This window comes from Phenylobacterium sp. T106, assembly GCF_057219735.1.
On record NZ_JBXVWA010000002.1, the window covers coordinates 458,569 to 484,567 of the forward strand.

Below are 25,999 nucleotides of genomic sequence, written 5' to 3' on the forward strand. Positions count from 1 at the left end.
TCGGTCATGGGGCTTCGACGCATCAGTTGAGCGCCCGGGTGGCCAATTCGTAAACGTTCTTGGAAAGTCCCTCGACCGCGACGATCCGCTCCAGCTGCGCCTTCATGAGGTTACCCAATTCGGGTGTGAGCCGCTTCCAGCCGCCCAGCGGGTCGACGAGCCGGGCCGCCGTCATCGGGTTGAACCGGTCGACCGCGATGATCTGGTCGGCCAGGAACCTGTAGCCCGCGCCGCTGGGGTCGTGGAAGCGGACGCTGTTGAAGTTGGCGAAGCTGGAGACTAGGGCCCGCAGCCGGTTGGGGTTCTTCTCGTCGAAGGCCGGGTGGGCGGTGAGCGCCAGGATGCGCCCCAGCGCCTCCTCGCCCGGATCGCGGGCCTGCAGGGCGAACCACTTGTCGATCACCAGCGGCTCGTCCTTCCAGCGCTCGTAGAAGTCGGCGAGCGCCGCCTCGTAGGCGGGCCCGCCGATGAGCATCAGGGCGTTCAGGCCGCCGATCATGTCGGTCATGTTCACCGACGCGCGGTAGTGGCCGTCGGCGATGTCGGCCACGTCGTTGCGCGGGTTGGCGGCCATCAGCTCGAGGCAGGCGTTGCGCAGCGCGCGGCGCCCGGCCCCGGCGGCGTCGGGCGAGAACTCGCCCAGGTCCTGCAGGCCGGTGTGCAGCCGGCGAAGCTCGCCGTTCAGATGCAGCGCGAGGCGCAGCCGCAGGGCGTCGCGGGCCTCGTGGATCGCCGCCGGATCCACGGGCTGGCGCAGCAGCGCCAGGTCCGTCTCGGACGGCAGCGCCAGCAGGAGCGCCTTGAACGCGTTGTCCGAGGCCTGGTCGAGGAGCGCGCGCCCCACCGCCTCGGCGTAGCGTTCCTCGCCCACCTCGTTGGGCTTGCCGGCCGCGCGGGCGAGGATCAGCTCGGCGGCGAGGTCCTGGCCCGCTTCCCAGCGGTTGAAGAGGTCCGGGTCGGCGGCGAGTTGGACGTAGCGCTCCTTCGGCTCGGCGTCGGTCTTCATGACCACGGGGGCCGAGAAGCCGCGCAGCGCCGACACCACGGGCAGGCTGTCGACGCCGGTCAGGGTGACCTTCAGCTCGGGCCGATCGAGGACGATCACCGTCTCGTCCACGGCGGCGCCGTCGCGTTCGAAGGCGAGCGTGCGGCCCTCGAGGTCGAGGAGGCCCACGGTCACCGGGATCGGCACCGGCCGCTTGTCGGCCTGGCCGCTGGTGGGCGGGTTGGCCTGGGTGAGCGTCAGCTCCAGCGTCCGCGCGGCCTCGTCGTAGAGGCCCGAGACGGCGATGCGGGGCGTGCCGGCCTGCTCGTACCAGGCGAAGAAGTCCGTGAGGTCGCGGCCGGAGGTCTCGGCGAAGCACTGGATGAAGGCCTCGACGGTGGTGGCCTGGCCGTCCCAGCGCTCGAAGTAGAGGTCCATGCCCTTCCGGAACGCCTCGGCCCCGATCAGGGTCTTCAGCATGCCGATGACCTCGGAGCCCTTCTCGTAGATGGTCGCCGTGTAGAAGTTCTCGATCTTCATGTAGCTGGACGGCCGGACCGGGTGGGCGAGGGGCCCCTGGTCCTCGGCGAACTGGCGGCTGCGCAGCGCCTTGACCGCCTTGATGCGGGTGACGGCCTCGCCGCGCATGTCGGCGCAGAACCCCTGCTCGCGGAAGACGGTCAGGCCTTCCTTGAGGCAGAGCTGGAACCAGTCGCGGCAGGTGATCCGGTTGCCGGTCCAGTTGTGGAAGTACTCGTGCGCCACGACCGCCTCGATGCGCTCGTAGTCGGCGTCGGTGGCGGTCGCCGGGTCGGCGAGCAGCAGCGAGGAGTTGAAGACGTTCAGCCCCTTGTTCTCCATCGCCCCGAAATTGAAGTCGCGCACGGCGACGATCATGAAGAGGTCGAGGTCGTACTCGCGGCCGTAGGCCTCCTCGTCCCATTTCATCGAGCGCTTGAGCGCGTCCATGGCGTAGGCGGCGCGCGGGGCCATGCCGGGATCGACGTAGATCTTCAGCTCGACGGTGCGGCCGCTCATGGTGACGAGCCGGTCCTCGAGCACGTCGAGCTCGCCGGCCACCAGGGCGAAGAGGTAGCTGGGTTTGGGGAAGGGGTCGTTCCAGACCGCGAAGTGACGCCCGCCCGGCAGCTCGCCCCGCTCGATCAGGTTCCCGTTGGCGAGCAGGTGGCGGAACGTGCGGTCGGCCTCGATGCGCACCGTGAACCGCGACAGCACGTCCGGGCGGTCGGGCCAGTAGGTGATCTTGCGGAAGCCCTCGGCCTCGCACTGGGTGCAGAAGCGGCCGCCCGACATGTAGAGGCCCTCGAGGGCCTTGTTGTTGGCCGGGTCGATCTCGACCTCGGTTTCCAGCGTGAAGGCGTCGGGCGTGGCGTGAACCGTGAGGAATTCCGCGTCGATGGCATGCTCGTCGGCGCCGAGGACGCGGCCGTCGACGGCCACGCTCAGCGGCTTCAGGCGCTCGCCGTTGAACCGGAGCGGCTCGGCGTGGTCGCCGTTGCGGCGCACGGCCAGCCGCGCCCGCACGCGCGTGGCGTTGGGCTGCAGGTCGAACGTCAGATGGACCTCGTCCACCAGGAAGGCCGGCGGACGGTACTCGGAGAGCTTGATGGGCTGGGGCGTGTCGGTGCGCATGGCTCCATCTAGGCGGGCGACTGCGGCGGCGCCAAGGCCAGCCGCGGGGCTTTCCCTTCCCGCTCGCGGGAAGGGGGGACCGTTCGCCGAGCCCGCAGGGCGTAGAGCGAATGGTGGGAAGGGTTGGCGGCGGGCGCGGGTTGGGGTGAGCCTAGTCGCCGTGCGGTGGTTTTCCCTTCCCACCGCTCGCTCTTCGGCGAGCGGTCCCCCCTTCCCGCAGGGCGGGAAGGGAAGGGGAGGCGGGGTCAGCCGGTGTCGGTGAGGGGCGGTTCCGTCTCGGCCGGGTCGAAGGTTTCTGCGGGCTGGGGCAGGTCGCGCCAGCGGGCCGCGAGGTCCGGCGGGAGGTCCAGGCGGCGGCAGGCTTGCCTCACCTGGTCGTCGAAGGGCTCGATGAGGAAGTCGCCGCGCAGCAGCCAGGCGTCGAGTTCCACGTCCAGCCGGTCCAGCGCCTCGCGCTGCAGCCTGGGCGCATCGGGATGCGCCGCCGCGGCCACGCGGCGGACAGCGTCCTGCAGGGCGCCGATGCGCGCGTCCATGCGCTGCGTGAACTCCGCCTGCGACAGCGGCGGCGGGCCCGAGGACCACGCCAGGTCGTCGTCGGCCGCCTCGCGCTCGCGGACGTGCTTCATCTGCAGCATCAGCGTCTGGCGCAGGGTCCGCGACGCCCGCTGGTAGGCCCGGCCGAGGCTGGCCGTCTCCTGGGGCGTCTCGGCTGCCATGAGCTGGGCGTGCACCTTCTCGGCGGCCGCGAGATCCATCTCGGCCAGCCGCTCCAGCCGGGCGGCGATGCGATCGGTGAGGGACAGGGCCTCGGACATGCGGGGCAGGAGAACCGGCGGGTGCGTCAAAAGCGGTCGTAGGTCCCTTCCCTTCCCGCTCGCGGGAAGGGGGGACCGTTCGCCGAGCCCGCAGGGCGTAGAGCGAATGGTGGGAAGGGCAGGCGGCGGGCGCGGGAGGGGTGGGCTCAGTCGCCGTGCGGTGGCTTTCCCTTCCCACCGCTCGCTCTTCGGCGAGCGGTCCCCCCTTCCCGCTCGCGGGAAGGGAAGGATCAGGGGCGGGTTCGGGCGAGGGCTGCGACGATCAGGCCATCGGCTACGGCGCGGGCGTCGCGGTAGACGGAACCTGCGCCGATCCGCACGACCGTTATGCCGCGCGCGCCGAGCCAGCGGTCCCGGGCGGCGTCCTTCGCCTGCTTCTCGTCGCTCCAATGGGTGGCGCCGTCGATCTCCACGGCCAGGCGGGCCGCGGGACAGTAGAAGTCGAAGATCATCGAATGGTGGGCGAACTGCCGCCGGAAGATCGGTCTGCCTTCCATGCGCCCCTTCAGCCGCGACCAGAGCATGACCTCAGGCTCGGTCATGCGCATTCGCAGGGCCCGAGCGCGATTGGCGATTTTCGTGGAGGTCCGGGTCACCACGCGGCGATCGGAACATATAGAGAACAGAAGCGTCAAGGGGGACCTTCCCTTCCCGCACGGCGGGAAGGGAAGGGGAACGCTCTTTCCTTCCGCGGCGTCCGCGCGCCAGAGTGGGGGCAGAGGAAGCGTCAGCCGGGATCGCCGGCGGGATGGGGTCAGATGAATTTCGACTACACCGACGACCAGAAGTTCCTGAAGAACGAGGCGCGGAAGTTTCTGGAGGCGAACTGCCCGACCAGCCGCGTCCGCAAGGTGCTGGACGACGACGGGAAGGCCTATGACGAGGCGCTGTGGACGGCCGTGGCCGAGCAGGGCTGGCTGGGGGCGGCGATCCCGGAGGAACACGGCGGGCTGGGGCTGGGGCACATCGAACTGTGCGCCATCGCCGAGGAGCTGGGCCGCGTGGTGGCCCCGATCCCGTTCGCCTCCACCGTCTACTTCCTGGCCGAGGCGCTGATGCTGGCGGGCTCGGACGCGCAGAAGGCGGCGCTGTTGCCGAAGATCGCGGCGGGCGAGGTCATCGGCTGCGTGGCGAGCTCGGAGGGGCCGGGCGTGATCACCGCGGGCGCGCTGCAGGCCAGCGTCTCGGGCGGGCGGCTCTCGGGCGTGAAGCTGCCGGTGACCGACGGCGACATCGCCACCCATGCGCTGGTGCTGGCCAAGGAGAACGGCCAGCCGGGGCTGTTCCTGGTGGACCTGTCGGCGGGCGTGACGCGGGAGAGCCTGAAGACGCTGGATCCGACGCGCGACGCGGCGCGCCTCACCTTCGAGGGCGCGGCGGCCGAGCGGCTGGGCGGGGCGGGCGAGGGCTTCGCGCTGCTGGAACAGGTGAGCGACCGGGCGGCGGTTCTGCTGGCGTTCGAGCAGACGGGCGGCGCCGACCGGGCGCTGGAGATGGCCAAGGCCTATGCGCTGGAGCGCTATGCGTTCGGCCGCGTGATCGCGAGCTACCAGGCGATCAAGCACAAGCTGGCCGACATGTACGTGAAGAACGAGCTGGCGCGGTCGAACGCCTACTACGGGGCCTGGGCGCTGAATACGAACGCGCGCGAGCTGCCGGTGGCGGCCAGCGCGGCGCGGATCGCCGCCAGCGAGGCGTTCTGGTTCGCGGCCAAGGAGAACATCCAGACCCACGGCGGCATCGGCTTCACCTGGGACGTGGACGCCCACCTCTACTACCGCCGCTCGCGGCAGCTGGTCCTGGTGGCGGGCGCGCCGCGGGTCTGGAAGGAGCGGCTGGTGAGCCACCTCGAACGCCGAAACGCCGCTTAAGCGATGAGGCGTTCGGCCCCCCTCACCGGTCATCATCCCCCGGCTTGTCCGGGGGATCCACTGGGCTGGGCGGCGCGGGCTGCGCGCGGCGGCGGCGGCGGCGGCGAGGGTCGCGACGGATTCACAGCCCAATGGGTGGCCCGGATAACCGGGCCATAACGGAGCTTTAGGTGCGCAGGGGCCAGCCCCGCGTGCAGGAGGACTCGAGATGGACTTCAATGACAGCCCTGAAGAAGCCGCCTATCGCGCCGAGGTGCGCAAGTGGCTGGAGGCCAACGCGCCGAAGGCGAGCGTGGGCGGAGACGACCTGGAAGGCGGGACCAAGGACACCATGGCCGCGTCCAAGGCCTGGCAGGCCAAGAAGGCGGCCGCCGGCTACGCCCAGATCACCTGGCCCAAGGAGTGGGGCGGGCCCGGCGGCACGCCGATCCAGCAGGTGATCTTCAACACCGAGGAGGCCAGGCACCCGGTGCCGCCGAACCCGTTCCAGATCGGGCTGGGCATGTGCGTGCCGACGGTCATGGCCTTCGCCGACGAGGCGACCAAGAAGCGGTTCGTGGGCCCCGCGCTGCGCGGCGAGGAGATCTGGTGCCAGCTCTTCTCCGAGCCGTCCGGCGGGTCGGACGTGGCCGCCGCGCGGACCCGGGCGGTGCGGGCCGAGGACGGCTCGGGCGACTGGATCATCTCGGGCCAGAAGGTGTGGACGACGGGAGCCCAGTTCTCGAACTTCGGGATCGTCGTCGTGCGGACCGACCCGGACGTGCCGAAGCACAAGGGGATGACGATGTTCTGGGTCGACATGAGCGACCCGGGGATCGAGGTGCGGCCGATCCACCAGATGTCGGGCGGCTCGGGCTTCAACGAGGTCTTCTTCACCGACGTGCGCGTGCCCGACAGCCAGCGGCTGGGCGCGGTGGGCGACGGCTGGAAGGTAAGCCTGGTGACGCTGATGAACGAGCGGCTGGCGGTGGGCGGATCGTCCGGCGCGGGCTGGGCCGAGTTCATGGAAGCCGCGCGCGGGCTGACCGGCCTGGACGGCGGACCGGCGCTGAAGGACCAGACGGTGCGCGAGAAGATCGCCGACTGGTACGTGCAGTCCGAGGGGCTGAAGCACACCCGCAACCGCACCATGACGGCGCTGAGCCGGGGCCAGACGCCGGGGCCCGAGAGCTCGATCGGCAAGATCGTCGCAGCCGGCCAGATGCAGGACCTGGCCAACTCGGCGGTCGAGCTGCTGGATCAGTTCGGCATCATCAACGACCCCGACCTGGCGCCGCTGAACGGCGGCTTCCACGCCTCGCTGATGAGCGCGCCGGGCCTGCGGATCGCCGGCGGCACCGACGAGATCCTGAAGAACATCATCGCCGAGCGGGTGCTGGGCCTGCCGGGCGACATCCGCGTCGACAAGGACGTGGCGTTCAAGGACCTGCCGACGGGGCGATAGGCCGCCCGGCCAGCGGCTCAGGCCGTCAGCGCCAGCGGCTGGCGGCCGGCGATGAGCTGGCCGTAGAGGCGCGCCAGGGCCTCGAAGGTGGCGTCCCAGCCGTGGCGCGTCTCGGCGCGGCGGCGGGCGGCGCGGCCCACCTCGGCCACGTCGCGGGCGAAGAGGGCCTCGATGGCCTCGGCGAGGCCGCCGGGCTCGACGTTCTGGGCGGGCTGGCCCACCTGGAGGTCGATCAGCTCGCCCACGCCGCCGCGGCGCGAGCCCACGACGGGCAGGCCGGCGGCCATGGCCTCGAGCACGAAGAGGCCGAAGATCTCGTTCTCGTTGGCGTGCAGGGCCGCGTCGCACGAGGCCAGCAGGCCGGCGAGCTTCACCGGGTCGCGCTCGAAGTCGAGGCTGATCACCTGGGGCGACCAGGCCACGTCCTTGCCGGCCCCGACGAGCAAGAGCTTGTAGGGCGCGCCCAGGCGCTCGACGGCGGCGACCATGGAGTCGATGTTCTTCTCGCGGGCCGGCCGCCCGGCGAACACGAGCAGGCGCGTGTCGGGCGAAAGGCCCAGCCGCCTGAACAGGCGCGCGCGGTCGCCGCGCGCGGGGTGGAAGAGGTCGGTGTCGACGCCGAGCTGCTGGATCGACAGGCGCTGCACGCCGGCGTCGGCGAGACGGGCCGCCATGTGCCGGCTGGGCGCCACCACGTGGTCGAAGCGCTGGTAGGCCTGGGCCCAGAAGTTGAAGGTGGGCGCCTCGGCCCACTCGCCGAAGTGCAGGGCCGCCAGGGCCGCCGCGTCGGTGTGGCAGAAGCCGACGACGGGGACGCCCATCGCCTCGCCCGCCTCGAGCGCGGCGTGGCCGGGCACGAAGACGTCGCCCGCCTCGATGATCTCGGGCTCCAGGAGGCGCAGCACCGTCTCCCACTTCGTGAGATTGGCGGGCATCCGGTATCCGTTGCCGAACGGAAGGCGCGTGGCGGCCACGGTCACCAGGCCCTCGGCCTCGACCTGCGTGCGCGCGCCGGGCACCACGAGGGTGTGGCGCACGTCGGGCCGCCGACGGGCGAGCCACGCCCGCTTGGCCATCAGGTAGCGCTTCACGCCGCCGGACTTCGGCGCGTACATCATGGTGGTGTCGATCAGGTGGAAGCCGCCGGGGCGCGCCTCGCGCAGGGACGCGGCGACGCCGGGGTCCAGCCGGATGAGGTTGGCGTACTTGGGCGCGATGGCGTCGAACACGCGGTCGTGTCTCCCCTGAACGGTCGCCTGGAGGGTCGTGGGCGAAGGCACGGGACCGCGCTTACGGCGTCGGGCCGCGGCGAGCCGGACGGGGCGCTTGTCGGAAGGCCTGGCCAGGGGGACCACCCAGGAATGACACACGGGCCGGGGGTGGCCCGCCCCCCATGTCAGCGCCCACAGCGGCGCTTTCAAGGCCTTGGCGTCTCGCCGGCGCAATCATCCGAGGCCTCCACGGAACTCACCGCGTGGGCCTTAACCCGCGAGACCTGGGGAAGTTGCGCCTGAGCGCATCCCGCCGGGACGATCCGCTGCCGTGAAGACCGGGTCTGAACCCTAACGGGGGTCGTAGGCGCGGGCGACGTCCGGGCGGTCGGCGGCGGAGCGCAGGAACTCGGGCTCGCGGCGCGCCCGGGCGGCCTGCTCAAACGCGAAGCCCAGCGATAGGAGCCGCGCCTCGGACCAGGCCGGCCCGAGGAAGGAGACGCCGATCGGCAGCCCGCCGGCGTAGCCCGCCGGAACGGTGAGGTGCGGATAGCCCGACACCGCCGGCAGGCGCGACGGCGAACCGAAGAAGCCGCCCCCGTTCACCGGATCGACGATCGCGGGCGGCCCGCCGCTGGGCGAGACGATGGCGACCAGGTTGCTGTCGGCGAGCATCCGGTCGAGGGATTCGCGGGCAAGGCGGGCGGCGGTCGCGCGCTTCTCGCGGTGGGCGGGGTCGGTGACCGGGGGCTGGGCCTGGGCGGCCTCGAAGATCTCCTGGGCGAAGAGGGGCATCTCGCGCCCGGCCTCGGCCTTGTTGAAGGCGATCAGCGCCTCGAGGGTGCGGGCCTTCACCGCGGGCGGCGTGGTGGCGAGATAGGCGTCGAGGGCGGCCTTGAACTCGGTGCGCAGGCAGTCGCCCTCCAGCTCGGCGATCTTCGCCATGGTGGCGTCGTCGGGACCCTTGATCTCCACCAGGACCGCGCCCCGGGCCTTCAGCGTCTCGAGCGCCGCAGCGAAGACCGCGTCGGTGGCGGGCGAGCGCCCCTTCCACGGGAACCAGACGCCGATGCGGGCGCCCTTGAGGGCGTCGCGGTCGAGCGCCTTGAGATAGTCGGCCTTGCGCGCGTCGGCGTCGCGCGTGGCCGGGTCGGCGGGATCGGAGCCGGCGATGACGCCCAGGAGCGCGGCGGCGTCGGCGACGGTGCGGGTCATGGGCCCGGCGGTGTCCTGCTCGGGCGAGATGGGCACGATGAAGGTGCGCGAGACGAGCCCCACGGTGGGCTTCAGGCCGACCACGCCGTTCATGGCCGCCGGACAGGTCACCGAGCCGTCCGTCTCGGTGCCCAGGGCGACCGCGGCGAGGCCCGCGGCGATGGCGGCGCCCGAGCCCGACGACGAGCCGCAGGCGGTGCGGTCGAGCGAATAGGGGTTGCGCACCAGGCCGCCCACGGCGCTCCAGCCGCTGATCGAGCGGGTGGAGCGGAAGTTCGCCCATTCGGACAGGTTGGTCTTGCCGAGGATCACCGCGCCCGCGTCGGTGAGCCGCTTCACGATGGGCGCATCCCGCCCCGAGACGTTGCCGAGCAGGGCCAGCGAGCCGGCCGTGGTGGGCGCGCCGTCGGACGACTCGATGTTGTCCTTGAGCAGCACCGGCACGCCGTGCAGCGGCCCGCGGACCTGGCCCGCCCGGCGTTCGGCGTCGCGCCGGCGGGCGTCGGCCACGGCGTTGGCGTTGACGGCCAGCACGGCGTTGAGCTTGGGGCCGGCGCGGTCGATGCGCTCGATCCGCTCGAGGTAGGCGCGGACCAGCTGCTCGGAGGTGACGCGGCCGTCCGTCATGGCCGCCTGCTGCTCGCCGGCCGAGGCGTAGGGGCTGATGGACTGGGCGTGCCCCTGGGTCCCGGCCATCACCGCCGCGGCCGCGGCCAATGCGCTGGCAAGCCTGGTCATGCGAACCTCCCCCTGGACTGCCGACACCTTGTAGCGCGTCGGCGCGGCCGGGGAAGGCGGCTCAGGAACTCCAGGGCGCCAGGAAGCCCCAGCGCAGCAGCAGGGCCGCCAGGGCGATGCCGATGACGGCCGTCAGGGTGGCGGCGGCCTTGCGGCGCAGGCCCCAGCCCTCTTCGCGCCAGGCGAGCGCGACGGCCGGCGCGGCCGCGAGCGAGACCAGCGCGGCGACGAGCGCCAGCGTCGAGGCGGCGATCAGCGTGGGGCTGGGCCAGCCGAAGACGATCTGCGCCGGATCGGCCGCGCCCTGCAGGAACGACGCGAGCGCGACGAGCGCGCCCAGCCAGGCGAGCGCCTGGACGACCTGGGCGCGGCCGGCGAGGCGCTGCCAGCGCCCGGCCGGCGCCTGGCGGGCGCGATAGCCGAGGCCGAGCAGCGTCAGCACGCTGGCGAGCGTCGCGAGGACGGTGAGCAGCACGAGCGGGCCGGGCGCGTCCAGGGGACCCACCCGCTGCAGCGTCGCCGCGCCCAGGGGCGCCTCGACCACGCCGGCGCGCCGGGTGAACTGCAGCGGGGCGCCGTCGGCGAGCGAGGCGAAGCGGCCCTGCGCCGGATCGCCCACGGGCGCGAAGGCGCCGGCGGCCGACAGTCCGCCGAGGGTCAGGTAACCCTCGCTGGTGACGCCCACGTCCGCGCCGAAGGCGATGCGGTGCACGAACCCCTCGAGGCCGCCATAGGCCCGGCGCGTCGGCAGGTAGCGCCCGACGTAGCGGTCGGCGACGGCGGCGAGGCGGGGATCGGGCGGCGGCGGGAACGGCTGGGGGGCCGTGTAGAAGCGGCGCACGATGGCGGGCAGCAGCTCGCCCTGCAGCCGGCCCCCGGTGTCGGTGTTGGTGGAGATGAACACCCCCAGGCGCAGCGCCGGCACGACCGCCATGTCCGAGAAGAACGACATGGTGCCGCCGTTGTGGCCGTAGCCCATGAACCCGCCGGGGAGGGGGCGGTCGAAGAAGCCGTGCCGGATCGCTCGGCCCGCGGGGGCCGGGAGGCTGGGGGTCTGGAACGCCCGCGCGGCGGCCGGGCCGTAGATGCGCCGGCCGTCGAGCTCGCCGTCGTTCAGCAGCATCAGCATGTAGCGCGCCATGTCGGCGGCCGTGGAGGAGGCCGAGCCGGCGGGGGCGATCTGGCCGATGTACTCGTACGGCCGTTGTTCCAGGGTCACGCCGTTCCAGTGGAAGGCGCGGGAGGCGTCCGCCGCCATCGCCCCGGACATCGGCAGCGGCAGGCCGGCCTGCGGCGCCCGGGGCTCGCGGAAGGTGGTGCGGGTCATGCCGAGCGGCTCGGTGATGGTTGACTCCACCAGCTCCTCGAAGGGCCGTCCGGTGGCGTGGGACACCGCCGCCCCGGCCAGCGCGGCCCCGTAGTTGGAGTAGCTGGCCAGCACGCCGGGCGGGCGCACCTGCCGCGGGCGCTCCTGGGCCAGCCAGGCGTCGAGGGCCCGCACCTGCGAGGGCTCGCGCTCGAACAGCACGCCGAACACGTGGTCCTCGAAGCCGGGGGCGTGGTTCATGAGGTCGAGGACCCGGATCGGGCGGCCGAAGGCGCCGTTCCCGGTCCGCAGCGACGCCGGCAGGTAGGCGTCGACCGGGGCGTCCAGGCGCATGCGGCCGGCCTCCACCTGTCGCATGATCGAGATCCAGGTGAAGGTCTTGGAGATCGAGCCGATGCGGAACAGCGTGCGGTCGGGGTCGACGGCCTGCCGGGGCCTCAGGCTGGCGACGCCGTAGCCCTTCTTGAAGACGACCTGTCCGTCCTGGACCACCGAAACGGTGACGCCGGCGATATGCTCGGCCCGCATCGCCTGCTCGACCGTGGCGTCGACGAAGGCGGCGAGCTCCGCGGGCGGTATCGGCTGGGCGGCGGTCAGCGGGATCGCGCCGGGGGCCGGCTGTGCCGGGGCGGCGACGGGGACGAGCGCTGCGGTCAGGACCGCGAGGACGCAGGCCAGGGCGCGGACCGATGCCTTCATTTTCGCCTCCCAATAATATACCATGAGTATATTATGAGCGTGACGGCGACAAGGGCGCGGGCCAGGCCCCGGGGGGACAAGCGGGCGCGGACCCGGGCGCGGCTGATCGAGGCCACGCTGGCCCTGGCGGCCGAGCGCGGGCTGGCCGGGGCGACGCTGGACGCCATCGCGGCGCGGGCGGGCATGACCAAGGGCGCGATCTATTCGAACTTCGCCAGCCGCGCCGACCTGCTGGTGGCGGCCCGCGCCTCGAAGGCGATCACCCTGATCGGCCCGGATGAGGACGGGCCCGCGACGCTCGCCACGCTGGCCGACCGGCTGGTCGAGGTGATCGAGCGCGCGCGGCCCGAGGGGCGCTTCCTGGGCGAGTACCTGGCGCACGCCCTGGCCGACCCGGAGCTGGGCGCCCGGGTGGCCGCCGACTACGAACGCCAGTTCCGCGAGGCGGGAGAAGCCATGGCCCACGCGTTTGGCGAAGAGCTCGGCGTTCCGACCGCGGAGATTCCCGTGATCGTCCAGTCCCTGGCCCTGGGCTTCCTCTATCAGTCGCTGCTGACGCCCCGGGCCGTCACGCGCGAGACGGTGCTGGCGGCCTTCGAGGCCCTGGGGCGGGGGATCCGGCCGGTCAGCCGGCTGTGAGCGGCCGCCTGCGCAGCGCGGCGCCGGTCATGCCGAAGCCGGCGATCATCAGGGCCCAGGCCGCCGGCTCCGGGACCGCCGCGGAGACGCTGACGTTGTCCACGACCGAGTCGATGTCGTTGGTGACCGGGTCGACATTCCGGAAGGCGAGGCGGGTCACGGCGCCGCCGGCGGTGAACGCCAGGGTGTAGGTGGTGAAGCCGCTGTCGAGGTCGCCGCTGCTCGCCACCCGATAGTCGCCGGACGCCAGCGTGGCGGCCCCCACGACGTCCTCGAGGCTGACGTGCATGGACTGGAAGCCCGCCACGCCGAAGGCCGCGAGGTCGAAGCTGACGAGGTAGGCGCGCCCGGCCACGGTGGCGAAGCTCTGCGCGAGGTACGAGCCGGCGTTGGGGCTGTCGCCGGCGCCGAAGGTGGCGAAGTGGTTGGCCTTGGCCGCCGGCGAGCCGGTCGTGCCGCAGCAGGCGGTGTAGGCGGCGCCGTCGGTGACGAAGAGGTTGGGCGCGTTCAGCGGCCCGCCGATCACGGCCGCGGAGTCGGTCCAGCCCGGCGGCAGCGCATAGGGGGCGTAGGGCGCCTCGAAGTCGCCGTTCGCCAGGATCGCGCCGCTCGCGCCTGAAGCGCTTGCCAGCCACGCGGCCCCCGCCACGACCGCCCATACCTTGACCATCACGCCCTCCGAACTGTCGCCCCAGCCTGACCCACCTGCGCGTGTGCGGGGAGGTGCATCGACAGGCGCCGCGATGCACGGAGAGCGCAGCCGCGGCCGGATCCTCGCCGCAGCCTGATCCTCGCCGCGGCCTGGGCTCAGGCGGGCTGGTCCCAGCCCGCCAGCGCGCCGAGCTGGCGCAGGCGGGTGAAGAGTCGCTGCACGTTGCCGAGGTTCTCGATGACGATCTCCTGCAGCAGCGGGCGCTTCTCCGCGGGCAGCGCCGCGATCAGCCCGTTGGGCCTGCGCACGCAGAACCCCGCCGCCTCGAGCTGCAGGGCGTGGCGGCGCGCCGTCTCGGGCGAGTAGCGCAGGGCCCGGGCGAGATGGCCGATGCGGACCGGCGCCCCCTCCGCCGTCGGGTCGGTGACCCAGGCGATGAACGCCCGGGCGTCCAGATGCTGGGTGTTCAGGTGGGCCAGCTGCAGCAGGAGGAGCCCCGTGACGGGGTCGGCGGTGAGGTCGTTGAAGGCTTCGACCACCCGCATCATGTAGACGGCGACGGCGCGGTTGGTGATGCGGACCGGCGGGTCCGGGCTCGCGGCCGCCGCGGGTTCGGCTGGCAGCGCGGACGCGGGCAGGGCGCCGATGGCGCGCAGATCGCCGTAGAACCGCTCCAGGCGCGCATGCCGCCCGAAGATCGTGGCCAGGAACTCCGGGGTGCTGATCGACGCAGCCGGCGCATAGACGCCCCGGGCGGTGACCACCAGGTCTCCCGCCGCCGCCATCCGCATGATCCGGCGGCGGGCCGTCTCGAACGGGAGGCGGAGCGACTGGGCGACGGCGTTGATGCTGACGGGCCGGCGGAGGTCGTCCGGCGCCACCGTGTCGAGCCGGGCGTAGGTGTCGGCGAGCGCCGCATCGCGGTTGATCGGGTCGAGGTTGGCGACGAGGACCGCGCCGAACAGCAGCGCGTCCAGCACGTCGCGCTGCCGCCCGAGCGCGATCAGGTCGAGGAAGAACACCAGGGACAGGTGCGCCACCTGCCAGGCGACCGGGTCCGGCGCCGCGTCCGACGCCGCGCCGGCCGGCGCGGGTCGCGCGATCGGGCGCGGCGCGCTCATCATGGGCGCCTCGGGGGCAGGCTCTTGACGAGTTCGGCCACGGCGGCGTCGAGCTGGCTGTCCCGCCCGGCGAGGGTCTCGCCCAGGGCGCGCTCGACGCGGATGTCCACCGGCCGCGGGTTCATCTCCATGTCCTTGCCGTCGGCGCCCTGGATCCGCACCGAGGGCGTGCGCAGGTTCGAGCCGTCGATGAGCTGCTCGCCGCCGGTGTAGATGATCCAGCCGGAGGTGGGCGTGCCGACGACCTTGCCGAGCCCCAGGGCGCGGTAGCCCTCGGTGAAGTCCTCGGCGTCGGACAGCGAGCTCTCGTTGGTGACGAGGATGGTGGGCAGGCCGAGCGCTCGCTGGCCCAGGCTCTGGCGGCTGGGCAGGGCGAAGAGCCCGCGCGGCGTCATGGTCAGGAAGTTCTTCCGCGAGAAGACGTCCAGAACGTAGCCGTTGATGAAGCCGCCGTTGTTGTTGCGGACGTCGATGACGACGCCCTCCTTGGCCTGGTTCTGGGCGTCGAGGTCGATGTAGAGCTGGTCGAGGCTGTCCGAGCTCATGTCCAGGATGTGGACGTAGCCCAGCCGGCCGCCGCTGGCCTTCTCCACGTAGGCGCGGCGGTCCTTCACCCAGTGGCGGTAGAGCAGGCCGCGGCCGACCGCGGGCGTCACGGGGCGCACGACGGCCCGGCGCGCCGTCCCGCCGGTCGTGACCGTGAGGACCGTCCGCTTGCCCGCGCGGTCGAGCAGCAGGGCGTCCAGGTTGACCCCCGGCCCGACGGGGCGGCCGTCCACGGCGGTGAGCACGTCGCCCGGCCGGATGGTGCCTTCGATGTCGGCGGGACCGAGCCCTATCACCTCGCGGACGACCAGGCCGCGGCCGGCCTCGTAGGCTTCGCGGTCGAAGCGCAAGCCCAGGTCGCCCACCCGGTCGGGCGGCGCGGCGCCGAAGCCCTCGGTCGGGCGGTTGATCCCGGTGTGCGAGGCGTTGAGCTCGCCGATCATCAGGTTGATCACGCGGCGCAGTTCGTCCGAGGTCTGGGCGCCCTGGGCGAACGGCTCGAAGCGTTCGCGCAGGGCCGCCCAGTCCTTGCCGTTGAAGTTCTCGTCGAAGAACGTGGCGTTGAGGATCGACCAGGCCTGGTCGAACACCACCTGCTTCTCGGCCTCGAAGCGGACGACCATCTCGGCGGTGACCTCGATGACGCGCGGCCGCGGCGTCTCGAGGGTCGCCACCGTCACCCGTCCGTTGTCGAGGTAGTACAGCTCCTTGGAGTTCGGGCTGAAGCTGTAGTCCCACTTGGCGCGGCGGCCGCCCGAGACCTGGACCGGAGCCGGCGGGTCGCGTTCCAGCTCGTCGAGGGAGTAGCGGAAGAGGTTCTGCTGGTCGCCCTGGCGCGCGCGGTAGACCAGGGTCTTGCCGTCGGGGCTGATGACGGGATCGTCCACCGAGCCGCCGAGCGGCAGGAAGGTGGCGCGTTCACGCAGGCCCTCGAAGACGATGCGGACGGGCTCCACCTTGGGCCTGGCGACGGGCTTTTCGTCCTTGGGCTCTTCCGGCGGCCTGGCCGGATCGTCGCTGGCCGGCGGCTGGGCGGCGGCGGGGTCGCGGTCGGGCTCCTGCCGCGGCGGGCCGCCGGGGGGCGCGGGCTTGAACAGGTCCTGGAAGGCGTCCTCGCGGTACTTGGGGATGCGCGGCTGCAGGTCGACGCGCACCATGCGGATCGGCTCGCTCCGCTGCGAGGTGTCGAAGACGATGTAGCGGCCGTCGGGGGACCAGGCGATCTGGTCGCCGGTGTTCCCGTTGGCCAGGAAGCTCACCGGCCGCGCCTCGCCGCCCGTCGCCGGGACGACCCAGACGTTGCGGAACGAGCGCCGGTCGGTGACCGCGAAGGCCAGCCACCTGGAGTCGGGCGACCAGGAGGGCCGGACGCCGTCGTTGCGGTCCAGCGCGCCGTCGTACACGGCCACGTCGCGGGCGATGCGGCCGTCGGGGCCGAAGGTGATGACCCGCAGCTGGTTGAGGCCGTGGAAGTAGGCCAGCGACTTGCCGTCGGGCGCATAGGCCGGGCCCGCGTCGAACGCCCGCGGCTCGCTGAGCGGCCGGGTGCGCTGGGTGGTGAAGTCGTACTCCATGACCCGGCTCTGGCGGCCGGTCTGGGACACGAAGGCGAGCTTGCGGGAGTCGGGCGACCAGGCGAGGTCGGTCTCGGCCCCGGCGGTCTCGGTGAGACGCTGGGCGGCGCCGCCGTCCTTGGTGGGCGCGGCGAAGACCTCGCCGTGCATGATCACCGCGAGCTTCCGGGCGTCGGGGGCGACAGCGAGGTTGCGGAAGCTGGTCTCGACCAGCCGCCGCTCGCCGCCGGCGGCCGGAGCCCCCCGCAGCGTGATGGGCACGCGCGCCGCCTGTCCGCTGGCGGTGTCGAGGCGCCAGATCTCGAACTCGCGTTCGAAGACGATGGCGCGGCCGTCGTAGGCGATGGACGGGAAGAGGACGCGGCCCGCCGTGAAGTTCGTCACCCGCTGGGGCCGGGCCTGCGGCTCGAGGCCCAGGCGCCAGAGGTTCTCGGCGCCGCCCTCGTCGCTCATGAAGTAGAGCGCCGCGCCGTCGGCGGCCCACATGGGCCACAGGCGCTTGGACGTCGCGCCCAACAGGCGGCGGTAGGGCGCGTCGGCGGCGATCGGCTTCAGCCAGAGCTCGGCCTGGTCGATGTGGCTCGCGCCGTTGCGCCACCACTGGTTCGACGAGATCCCCTTGGCCATCAGCGCGATCGCCTTGCCGTCGGGAGACGGCGCGGCGTGGAACTCGCTGAGGTAGCGCTCGCGGCTCACTTCCAGCGGGGTCCCGCCCGAGGCGGCGACCCGCCAGACGTCGTTCAGCCGCGCCACGTCGCCGGCGCCGGACGAGAAGTAGATCCAGCGGCCATCGCGGGACCACCCGTCGAGCTGCTCGCCGGTGTCGGAGAAGGTGAGACGCCGGATGCGGCCGGTGGCGAGGGTCAACACATAGACGTTGGCCGCGCCGCCCCGGTTGGAGGTGAAGGCCAGCTCGCGGCCGTCGGGCGAGAAGAGGGGCCGGCCCTCGGTCGCCGCGTCGGTGACCAGCAGGCTCGCCACGCCCCCCGCCGCCGGCGCGGTCCAGATATCGCCGCCCGAGACGAAGGCGATCTCGCGCCCGTCGGGGGAGAGGGCCGGCTCGGCCAGCGTCGGTCGGGGCGCGGCGTGGGCGGCCGCCGAAAGGACGGCGGCCAGCACGAGGGCGAAAAGGCCAAACCTACGGGGGAACATTCACGCTCCAGCTGAACTGGCGCCATTTTCTAAGGGCCAGGCCCGCGTCGCGCCAGTCCACGTCGCCGCCCTGCGCCTGACGCGATCCCGCCCCGCCCTGCCGGCGATATGGGCGCCCCCCGGGCCGGGACCTCCCCTGGTCAGGGGAGAAAACACCGAAGGCGTTCGGACGACTTGACCGAACATTGATCCGCCAGCAGATCGGCCGTCAACACCGGGTGACACCGCAGAGCTTCGCACCGTGACCAAGGGAACCGCAAAGGCGCTGGCCACACTCCGGCACATGTCGGCGGTGGGCCTTCCGGCGGGGCAGGTCTTCCGATCGGTGGCGCAGTGCCTGCGCGAGCTGGCGGCCTTCGACAGCGCGACCCTGGTGCTCTACGACGACGCCATCCAGGTCACGGACGCCTTCCTGACCCACGACGTGCGGCTACCGATCGCGCAACGCTACTTCGACCGCTGGTTCAACCGCGAGGAGGGCCGGTACTTCCCGACGCACGCCCAGGCGGCGCGGGGCGCCGCCGCCGACGTGTTCCGCGCCAGCGACTTCAGCGGCGCCCTATGGGACACCGAACTCTACGACGAGGTCTTCCAGCACCTGGGCTTCTACCGGATGGCGTCGGTCATGCTGCGGGTCGGCGACCGCGCGGTGGGCAACCTCTCGGTCGGGCGTCCCTCCGGCGGACGCGACTTCAACCCGCTGGAGCTGCGTCGCCTGAACCACGCCGCGCAACTGGCCGCGCTCGCGCTCAGCTCGCACGAACCCGCGGACGCGGAGGCGGAGACCGAGGCCCTCGAGACGTTCGAGAGCGCGTTCCTCGTGATGGCGGGCGACGGCGGCGTGCAGAGCCTGTCGCTCAACGCCGTGCGGCTGCTGCGCTGGGCGGCCCTGACGCCGCAGGAGCACGAGGCGGGGGTGATCCAGGCCTGTCTCACCAGCCCGGACCGGGAGCAGCACACGTTCCAGTGGGCGCGTCCGCTGCTGCAGGAGCTGGCGCGCCGGCTGATCGCGGCGGAAGCCGGCCGGCCGGGCCCGGCCCCGGTCCTGCGCCGGCGCACGCGCTACGGCGAGATGGTCATGCGCGCCTTCGTCATGCAGCACGGCGGCGTCGCCGGACCGGAGCTGATCGGCGTCGAGATCAAGCGGCGGACCCCGCTGGAGGCCCGCCTCTTCGCCTCGCCCACGTTCCGCAACCTCACGCCCCAGGAACAGGTGGTCTGCCGCCGGCTCCTCCGGGGCGCCAGCCAGCCCGAGATCGCGCGCGAGATGTCGCTGTCGCCGCACACCGTGGTCTCGCATGTGCGGAACCTCTACCGGGAGTGCGGCGTCTCCAGCCGCGAGGACCTGAAGGCGACTATCCTGCAACGCCAGGACCCGTGAGGGTCCGCCGCCGCCGCAGCCCCGCCCCGGCCGTGAAGAAGCCGCCGAGCATGAGCGCCCAGGTCGCGGGTTCCGGAACCGCCCCCGGCGTGTCGGGAAGCACGGGCTCGAAGGGCAGTCCGAGGCCTTCGCTGAAGATCAGCTGGGCGCCCTCGGGCCGTTCGAAGTCGGGATCGAAGGCGAAGGTCGGGTCGGCGAAGGCCGAGAAGAAGCTGTTGGAGCCCTCGGTGCGGCCGTTGGCGTAGAGGCGCACGGTGTAGATGGTGTTCGCCTCGATCTCGATCTGCCTGAGGCCGGTCTGGAAGAACACGTTGCCGATGCACCCCGTGCAGGCGTGGGCGTCGGCCAGGCTGTAGTTGCCCTTGCTGCTGAACATCTGGACCGAGGCGAACGCGTGGTAGTTGCCGCTGCCGCCCACGACGGCGGCGGAGTCGACGGTCAGGTGGACCTTGCCCGGCCCGCCGGTCAGCACGGTCATGTAGTAGGTGACCATGGCGTCGGCGCCGAGGAAGTCGCCGGTCGAGGTGGTGGCGCCGGTCACGTCGGCGCGCAGGGCGGGCGTGATCTCGGTCTTGGCGAAGACCGAGCCCCCGAAATAGGTGTGGCTCGTGGACACGGGCATGCCGCCCTTCTCGGCCTTGTACGCGCCTTCGAGGCCGTAGCTGAGATTGGCGTTGAACTTGGGCCCCGGCAGGTAGGCCGCGGCATGGGCGGACGACGCGGCGGCGGCCAGCGCCGCGGCGACGGCCAGGACGGATAGGCGAGACATGAGCACCCCTTGGTGAAACAACACCTGACCAGGGTGCGAACGGGGCATGATGAACGCCATCCCCCGCCCAAGTGAGAAAGAACTCGCCCGTCGCGGGAGCGCGCCGTCAGTCCTTGGCGCGTTCCAGGTAGCTGCCGTCTTCGGTCAGCACGACGACCTTCGTGCCGGGACCGATGTAGGGCGGGATCATCACCCGCAGGCCGTTCGAGAGCACGGCGGGCTTGTACGACGACGAGGCGGTCTGCCCCTTCACCGACGGCTCGGTGTCGACGATCTCGAACACGGCGGTCCGCGGCAGCTCGATGGCGATCGGCACGCCCTCGTGCGTCGAGAGCTTCACGGTGCAGCCGTCGGTGAGATAGGGCGCGGCGTCGCCGATCATTTCCTCGGAGGCGACCACCTGGTCGTAGGTCTCGGGGTTCATGAAGTGGAACCCTTCGCCGTCCTGGTAGAGGAAGGTGTAGTCCCGGTCGTCGACGATGGCCCGCTCGACCGTCTCGGTCGTCCGGTAGCGCTCGCTGATCTTCACCCCGTCCGAGATGCGCCGCATGTTGAGCTGGGTCACCGGCGTGCCCTTGCCGGGATGGATGTTCTCGGCGCTGAGAACCACGTAGAGCTTGCCCTCGAGATCGACGACGTTGCCCTTGCGCAGCGAGCTGGCGGAAACCTTCACGTGCAGTCCTTCTGGCAGGCAGCGGAAGGCCCCCGGCGATTCCGCTGACGAAATGCGTTGGGCGCCCCTATAGCGATGTACGGCGAAATCTCCACCCCAAAGCCCAGCCCCAGCCTGTGACGCAAGCGCCCGAAACGCCCTGGTGGGATCCGAGGAAGCGCCCCGACCGCGCGCCGTTCCTGGCCGCGCGCGGGAAGATCGTCCGCGCCGTCCGGGCCTGGGCCGACCGGGAGGGCCTGACCGAGGTGGAGGCGGCGGCGCTGCAGGTCTCGCCGGGCAACGAGGCCCACCTGCACGCCTTCGCCACCGAGGCGGTGACCACGGCGGGCGAGCGGCGGCCGCTCTACCTGCACACCTCGCCCGAGTTCGCGTGCAAGAAGCTGCTGGCCTCGGGCGAGACGGCGATCTTCACCCTGGGCAAGGTGTGGCGGAACCGCGAGCGGGGGCCGCTGCACCACCCGGAGTTCACGATGCTGGAGTGGTACCGGGCGCACCAGCCGTACGAGGCGATCATGGCCGACTGCGCGGCGCTGCTGGCGGCCGCGGCCGAGGCGGCGGAGGCCGACGTGCTGCGCTGGCGGGGACGCGAGGCCAACCCCTTCCTCGAGCCCGAGCGGCTGACGGTGGCCGAGGCGTTCGAGCGCCACGCCGACATCGGCCTGCTGTCGGTGCTGAACGACCGGCCGGCGCTGGCCGAGGACGCGCGCCGGGCGGGGGTGCGCGTGGCGCAGGACGACACCTGGGCCGACATTTTCAGCCGCGTCATCGTGGAGAAGATCGAGCCGAACCTGGGGCACGGCCGCGCCGCGATCCTCTACGAGTACCCGGCGTCCGAGGCGGCGCTGGCGCGGCCGAAGGCGGGGGACCGGCGGGTGGCCGAGCGGTTCGAGCTCTACGCCTGCGGTGTGGAGCTGGCCAACTGCTTCGGCGAGCTGACCGACGCGGTGGAACAGCGGCGGCGGTTCGAGGTGGAGATGGAGGAGAAGGCGGCGATCTACGGCGAGCGCTACCCGATCGACGAGGACTTCCTGGCGGCGCTGGCCCGGATGCCGCCGGCCAGCGGCGGGGCGCTGGGGTTCGACCGGCTGGTGATGCTGGCCACGGGCGCGTCCCGCATCGAGCAGGTGCTGTGGACGCCGGCGCCGTGAGCGTGCTGGTGCGCGGCGCCAGGGCCGAGGACGCGCCGGCGCTGCGGGCGATCCTGCAGGACACCCTGGAAAGCACCTGGCTGCCGCAGCTGAGCCCGGAGGCGGCCGCCGAGGCCAGGCGCGGCGTGCGGCCGGCGGCCTATGTCGCCGAGCGCGGGCGGCTGTTCCGGGTGGCGGAAGCGGACGGCGAGGTCGTGGGGCTGGTCGACTGGGACGGCGACTTCATCAACGCCCTGCACGTGCGGGGCAGCCACGCGGGCCGCGGGATCGGCGGGCGGCTGATGGACGTGGCCGAGGCCGGGATCGCGGCGGCCGGCTTCGCCGCGGCGCGCCTGGAGACCGACACCTTCAATGTGCGCAGCCAGGCCTTCTACGCGAAGCGCGGCTACGTCGAGGCGGACCGGTATCCCGACACCGAGTGGAACAGCGGCCTGACGACGCTGCTGCTGGTGAAGCGGCTGGTCTGAGGGCGCCGCGTGAGGGGCTGCGCGGAAACCGGGATGACAGGGTGGGGCATCCGACCTATCTCGCGCGGCATGCCCGCCCCCCGAACCCTTCGCACGCCGGCCGAGCTCGCCGGCGCGGGGCTGATCGCGCCCGGCCGGGTGGCTGAGCTGGAGGCTGTGGCGGCCCGGTACGCGGTGGCGATCACGCCGGCCGTGGCCGAGGCGGCCGCGCGGTCGGAGGGCGTGGCGCGGCAGTTCGTCCCGGCGGCCGGCGAGCTGGTCCAGACGCCGGACGAGCGCGCCGACCCGATCGGCGACGCGGCGTTCAGCCCGGTGGAGGGGGTCGTCCACCGCTACCGCGACCGGGTGCTGCTGAAGGCGAACCACGCCTGCGCGGTCTACTGCCGGTTCTGCTTCCGGCGCGAGATGGTGGGGCCCGACGGCGTGCGGCCCCTGTCGGCCGCGCAGCTGGACGCGGCGATGGCGTACATCGCGGGCGACCCGCAGATCTGGGAGGTGATCGTCACCGGGGGCGATCCGCTGATCCTCTCGCCGCGGCGGCTGGGCGACCTGATGCGGCGGCTGGCCGCGATCGACCACGTGAGGATCGTGCGCTTCCACACCCGCGTGCCGGCGGTGGACCCGGCGCGGATCACGCCCGCGCTGGTCGAGGCCCTGAGGGCGCCCGGCAAGACGACCTGGGTCGGGCTGCACGCCAATCATCCGGACGAGCTGACCCCCGCGGCGGCGGCGGCCTGCGCGCGGATCGTCGACGCGGGCATCCCGATGATCAGCCAGACGGTGCTGCTGAAGGGGGTCAACGACGACGCGGCCACGCTGGAAGCCCTGATGCGGCGGTTCGTGGAGCTGCGGATCAGGCCCTACTACCTGCACCATCCGGACCTCGCGCCCGGCACCGGCCATTTCCGCGGCGGCCTGGCCGAGGGGCAGGCGCTGATGCGCGCGCTGCGCGGGACGGTCTCCGGGCTGTGCCAGCCGACCTATGTGCTGGACATCCCCGGCGGCCACGGCAAGTCGCCGGTCGGGCCCTGCTATGTGGCGGACGGCCAGGTGGAAGACCCGAACGGCGGCCGCCACGACTATCCGCCGAGGTAGCGCCGGGCGTTCGCGCCGGGGCCGATGTGGCGTGGAGGTGACAGTGCGACTGCCATCGCATGCGGCGGCGTCGAAACGCTCATCCGCCGGGCCCAAGTGTGCGTTCATGTGGTGGTCAGGGGAGTCGTGGATGATCCCCGGCGACGAGCGAGCGAAGGGTCGGGTAGACAGCATGGGCGGGCTTAGGGTGCGGGGCGGACGCTTGGGGCGCTGCCTGGCTTTGGCCGCCCTGGCGCCCCTGGCGCTGGGCCGTCCCGGATTCGCGGCGCAGGCGCAGCCGCCGGTGCTGCCGGTCCCGCCGGCGCAGGCCGTTCCCCCGCCGCCGCCGCCGCCGGTCGAGATTCCCGCCCTGTCCGCAGCGCAGGCGCAGGTGGCCCTCGCGGCGCTGCGCGGCGCCGACCAGCACGGGCTGCAGCCCAGGGACTACCTGCCGGCCGGCCTGACCGAGGGCGCGGCCCTGTCCGCCGCGCAGAACGCCGCGCTGGGCGAGGGGCTCGCCCGCTACGCCCACGACGTGAAGGTGGGCCGCATGGAGCCGGGCGAGTTCCCGGAACTGTGGCAGGTCCGGCCCGCGCCGTACGATCCCGCGCCCGAGCTGGCGAAGGCCCTGGCCGAGGGGCGGCTGCAGGCGTGGCTCGACAGCCTTCCGCCCCGCTACTCGGGCTACACGGCGCTGAAGCGGGGCCTCGCGCGATACCGCGAGATCGCCGCGGCGGGCGGCTGGAAGAGCGTGCCCGAGGGGCCGAAGCTGGAGCTGGGCTCGACGGACCCGCGGGTCGCCAAGCTCCGCGTCCGGCTGGCGGCCGAGGACCCGCTGCTGCCGGCGACCGGGGCGGCGGCGTTCGACAAGCCGCTGCAGGAGGCGGTGATCCGCGCCCAGCGGCGCTATGGCCTGAAGCCCGACGGCGTGGTCGGCAACGGGACCCTGGCCTACCTCAACCAGCCGGTCGGCCAGCGCGTGCTGCAGATCATCGCCAACATGGAGCGCTGGCGGTGGATGCCGTCCATCATGCCGGCGACGCGGGTGCAGGTGAATTCCGGCGCGGCCATCGTGACGCTGTTCCGCGACGACCGGCCGGTGCTGTCGATGAAGGCCGTGTCCGGCAAGAAGGGGGACGAGACCCCGATGCTGGCCTCGGCGATCCACTCGGTGGTGATCAACCCGCCGTGGAACGTGCCCACCCGCATCGCGAACGAGGAGCTGTGGCCCAAGGAGCGGGCCAACCCGGGCTATCTCGCGCGGAACGGCTACCGGGTGATCCCGGTCGAGGGCGGGCAGCCGCGCCTGCAGCAGGCGTCGGGCGACCAGAGCGCCCTGGGCCGCTTCAAGTTCGACTTCGACAATCCGTTCGCCGTCTACCTGCACGACACGCCGTCCAAGGGCGGGTTCGATCTCTACGCCCGCCAGGCCAGCCATGGCTGCGTGCGGGTGGAGAAGCCGCGGGCCCTGGCCGAGGCGCTGCTCGACGGCGACGCGACCTGGACGACCGCGGCGATCGACAACCAGCTGCTGGGCGACAAGACCGTGCGCGCGCGGCTGGCGGCGCCGGTGCCGGTGTTCATCTTCTACTGGACGGCGTTCGCCGGCGGTGACGGGGTGATGCACTTCCGCGCCGATCCGTACGGCTGGGACCGCCAGCTGCTGCAGCGCGTGGGGGTCCTGGCGGCGGAGCCGAAGCCGGACGCCAAGAAGACCTGAGGGGGATACGGATGCTGAGAACGGCCCTGTGGATCGCGGGCGCCTGCGTCGCGGTGCTGCTGGCTCTGGCCGCGAGCCGGGCGCTGCAGTTCGACCGGGAACCCGAGCGGGCGGCCGAACCGCCGCCGGCGCCGGCCGCGCCCGTGGCCCCGCCCGCCGAGACGGTCGCCCCCGAAGCCGCGCCCCCGCCGCCCCCGCCGACGCCGACGCAGGAAGAGCAGCAGGTGCTGGACGATGCGGCCGCCACGGGCATGACCACGGTGGAGCCGGAGACGCCGCCGACGGACGACCCGCCGACCTGAGGCGGCTGGAGCGCGTTCCCGTTCAGGCGGTTCCGACTGCGCGGGCGAGGCCCTGGCGGCCGCGCGCTCGGCCGGTCAGGCCCCGCGCCACTGGCGGACGCGGCCGGTGTCGACGTGGACGAAGTTGGAGACCGGATAGTAGCCCACGCCCCCGGCGCCGAGCGACACGGCCGCGTCGCGCAGCCGGGACAGGTCCACGCCTTCGAGGCGCACGTCGATCGCCTTGCCCACCGTGTGCTGGCTGTGCTCGGCCACGCCCGTGGAGCGGCCGCGGAGCATGGCGTTGGTTTTGGGCGAGCGGTAGCCGGAGATGATCTGGAACGGCCGCGGGGTCTCGAGCCGGGCGGCGATGGCGTGCAGCGCGTCGAAGAGGCCCGGGTCGATGAAGTGCTCGTCGCCCGTCCGCCAGTCGCGCATCACCCGGGTGGCCTCGGCCAGCGCGTCGGGCAGGTAGCTGCCGTTGGCGTAGTAGACCTCGTTGAACCGCTCGCCGGTGTGCAGGTTGTCGAGGACCGCGCGCCGGGGCTCCCAGATGTCGAGGATCTGGGCGCTCCAGGCCGGCGCGGCGACCGCGGTCAGGCCGGCGGCGGCGCCAAGGGTCAGGAGGTTCCTGCGGTGGACGAGGTGGGCCAAGTGACGTGCCTCCCGGAGCCTTCGCAGGAAGGCTCGACTTCTGCCGGCGACCCGACCGCACGCCTGGGCGATGCGGTGGGCGGCCTCGAAACGAAGCGGAGAAGATGCCGGGGGACCGGTTAACGTCAACCCTACGAAGATGTCATTGCGACACCGCGCCGCCGGGCGCCTTGCAATCCGGCGGCTG

At 72.6% G+C, this 25,999-nt stretch carries 21 protein-coding genes; 9 read left to right on the top strand and 12 right to left on the bottom strand.

What is annotated here, in order from left to right; genetic code table 11:
• Positions 1-22: 22 nt before the first annotated feature.
• The 3 genes from pepN to AC2D8W_RS06940 form a co-directional block, all read right to left on the bottom strand.
• Positions 23-2,638 (bottom strand): aminopeptidase N, encoded by a 2,616-nt coding sequence (gene pepN, locus AC2D8W_RS06930; RefSeq protein WP_484670918.1) that lies wholly within the window; start codon positions 2,636-2,638, stop codon positions 23-25.
• A gap of 245 nt (positions 2,639-2,883) precedes the next feature.
• Entirely contained in the window at positions 2,884-3,456 is a 573-nt protein-coding gene (locus AC2D8W_RS06935; RefSeq protein ID WP_484670919.1) for a hypothetical protein, read from the bottom strand.
• A gap of 230 nt (positions 3,457-3,686) precedes the next feature.
• Positions 3,687-4,055 carry an endonuclease domain-containing protein gene (locus tag AC2D8W_RS06940; RefSeq protein ID WP_484671049.1) on the bottom strand — a complete coding sequence of 123 codons (369 nt, stop codon included), beginning with the start codon at positions 4,053-4,055 and terminating at the stop codon, positions 3,687-3,689.
• Positions 4,056-4,214: 159 nt separating this feature from the next.
• On the opposite strand from AC2D8W_RS06940, the gene AC2D8W_RS06945 reads away from it, so the two are divergent.
• Positions 4,215-5,327, top strand: coding sequence for an acyl-CoA dehydrogenase family protein (locus AC2D8W_RS06945; RefSeq protein ID WP_484670920.1), 1,113 nt, complete (start codon positions 4,215-4,217; stop codon positions 5,325-5,327).
• 208 nt (positions 5,328-5,535) lie between these two features.
• Entirely contained in the window at positions 5,536-6,771 is a 1,236-nt protein-coding gene (locus tag AC2D8W_RS06950; protein ID WP_484670921.1) for an acyl-CoA dehydrogenase family protein, read from the top strand.
• Positions 6,772-6,788: 17 nt separating this feature from the next.
• Here the strand turns inward: AC2D8W_RS06950 and AC2D8W_RS06955 are convergent, their stop codons facing one another.
• The 3 genes from AC2D8W_RS06955 to AC2D8W_RS06965 form a co-directional block, all read right to left on the bottom strand.
• Complete coding sequence (locus AC2D8W_RS06955; RefSeq protein ID WP_367118724.1) at positions 6,789-8,000, bottom strand: glycosyltransferase; 1,212 nt, start codon at positions 7,998-8,000, stop codon at positions 6,789-6,791.
• Positions 8,001-8,333: 333 nt separating this feature from the next.
• Positions 8,334-9,935 carry an amidase gene (locus AC2D8W_RS06960; protein WP_484670922.1) on the bottom strand — a complete coding sequence of 534 codons (1,602 nt, stop codon included), beginning with the start codon at positions 9,933-9,935 and terminating at the stop codon, positions 8,334-8,336.
• A gap of 61 nt (positions 9,936-9,996) precedes the next feature.
• The gene (locus tag AC2D8W_RS06965; RefSeq protein ID WP_484670923.1) at positions 9,997-11,961 is read right to left on the bottom strand and encodes a serine hydrolase domain-containing protein; all 1,965 of its coding nucleotides are present in this window, start codon (positions 11,959-11,961) and stop codon (positions 9,997-9,999) included.
• A gap of 39 nt (positions 11,962-12,000) precedes the next feature.
• Here AC2D8W_RS06965 and AC2D8W_RS06970 point away from each other — a divergent pair, with 39 nt between their 5' ends.
• A complete protein-coding gene (locus AC2D8W_RS06970; RefSeq protein WP_484670924.1) occupies positions 12,001-12,600 on the top strand; it encodes a TetR/AcrR family transcriptional regulator in 600 nt (199 codons plus the stop codon).
• On the opposite strand, the gene AC2D8W_RS06975 is transcribed toward AC2D8W_RS06970, so the two are convergent.
• The 3 genes from AC2D8W_RS06975 to AC2D8W_RS06985 form a co-directional block, all read right to left on the bottom strand.
• Positions 12,587-13,270 carry a PEPxxWA-CTERM sorting domain-containing protein gene (locus AC2D8W_RS06975; protein ID WP_484670925.1) on the bottom strand — a complete coding sequence of 228 codons (684 nt, stop codon included), beginning with the start codon at positions 13,268-13,270 and terminating at the stop codon, positions 12,587-12,589. The two genes, AC2D8W_RS06970 and AC2D8W_RS06975, sit on opposite strands and share 14 nt — an antisense overlap.
• Positions 13,271-13,407: 137 nt before the next feature.
• Entirely contained in the window at positions 13,408-14,376 is a 969-nt protein-coding gene (locus tag AC2D8W_RS06980; protein ID WP_484670926.1) for a hypothetical protein, read from the bottom strand.
• Complete coding sequence (locus AC2D8W_RS06985; RefSeq protein WP_484670927.1) at positions 14,373-17,645, bottom strand: S41 family peptidase; 3,273 nt, start codon at positions 17,643-17,645, stop codon at positions 14,373-14,375. Before AC2D8W_RS06985 ends, AC2D8W_RS06980 begins: the two co-directional genes overlap by 4 nt.
• A gap of 241 nt (positions 17,646-17,886) precedes the next feature.
• On the opposite strand from AC2D8W_RS06985, the gene AC2D8W_RS06990 reads away from it, so the two are divergent.
• Positions 17,887-19,026 (top strand): helix-turn-helix transcriptional regulator, encoded by a 1,140-nt coding sequence (locus AC2D8W_RS06990; protein ID WP_484670928.1) that lies wholly within the window; start codon positions 17,887-17,889, stop codon positions 19,024-19,026.
• Here AC2D8W_RS06990 and AC2D8W_RS06995 read toward each other — a convergent pair.
• Together AC2D8W_RS06995 and efp are read right to left on the bottom strand one after the other, a co-directional pair.
• A complete protein-coding gene (locus AC2D8W_RS06995) occupies positions 19,001-19,795 on the bottom strand; it encodes a PEPxxWA-CTERM sorting domain-containing protein (protein ID WP_484670929.1) in 795 nt (264 codons plus the stop codon). The genes AC2D8W_RS06990 and AC2D8W_RS06995 overlap by 26 nt on opposite strands.
• A 106-nt stretch (positions 19,796-19,901) precedes the next feature.
• Positions 19,902-20,468 carry an elongation factor P gene (gene efp, locus AC2D8W_RS07000; RefSeq protein WP_293480150.1) on the bottom strand — a complete coding sequence of 189 codons (567 nt, stop codon included), beginning with the start codon at positions 20,466-20,468 and terminating at the stop codon, positions 19,902-19,904.
• A gap of 116 nt (positions 20,469-20,584) precedes the next feature.
• Between efp and epmA the strand changes: the two genes are divergently transcribed.
• The 5 genes from epmA (at position 20,585) to AC2D8W_RS07025 (ending at position 25,179) form a co-directional block, all read left to right on the top strand.
• Positions 20,585-21,616 (top strand): EF-P lysine aminoacylase EpmA, encoded by a 1,032-nt coding sequence (gene epmA / locus AC2D8W_RS07005; RefSeq protein ID WP_484670930.1) that lies wholly within the window; start codon positions 20,585-20,587, stop codon positions 21,614-21,616.
• Positions 21,598-22,083 (top strand): GNAT family N-acetyltransferase, encoded by a 486-nt coding sequence (locus tag AC2D8W_RS07010; RefSeq protein WP_484670931.1) that lies wholly within the window; start codon positions 21,598-21,600, stop codon positions 22,081-22,083. The genes epmA and AC2D8W_RS07010 overlap by 19 nt, the downstream gene beginning before the upstream one ends.
• 69 nt (positions 22,084-22,152) lie before the next feature.
• Positions 22,153-23,178: a lysine-2,3-aminomutase-like protein gene (locus tag AC2D8W_RS07015; RefSeq protein ID WP_484670932.1), complete on the top strand. Its 1,026-nt coding sequence runs from the start codon at positions 22,153-22,155 to the stop codon at positions 23,176-23,178.
• Between the two features lie 202 nt (positions 23,179-23,380).
• Positions 23,381-24,877 (top strand): L,D-transpeptidase family protein, encoded by a 1,497-nt coding sequence (locus tag AC2D8W_RS07020; RefSeq protein ID WP_484670933.1) that lies wholly within the window; start codon positions 23,381-23,383, stop codon positions 24,875-24,877.
• Positions 24,878-24,888: 11 nt separating this feature from the next.
• Positions 24,889-25,179 carry a hypothetical protein gene (locus AC2D8W_RS07025; RefSeq protein WP_484670934.1) on the top strand — a complete coding sequence of 97 codons (291 nt, stop codon included), beginning with the start codon at positions 24,889-24,891 and terminating at the stop codon, positions 25,177-25,179.
• 75 nt (positions 25,180-25,254) lie between these two features.
• Here the strand turns inward: AC2D8W_RS07025 and mepK are convergent, their stop codons facing one another.
• Complete coding sequence (gene mepK, locus AC2D8W_RS07030; protein WP_293483093.1) at positions 25,255-25,812, bottom strand: peptidoglycan L,D-endopeptidase MepK; 558 nt, start codon at positions 25,810-25,812, stop codon at positions 25,255-25,257.
• Positions 25,813-25,999: the final 187 nt, after the last annotated feature.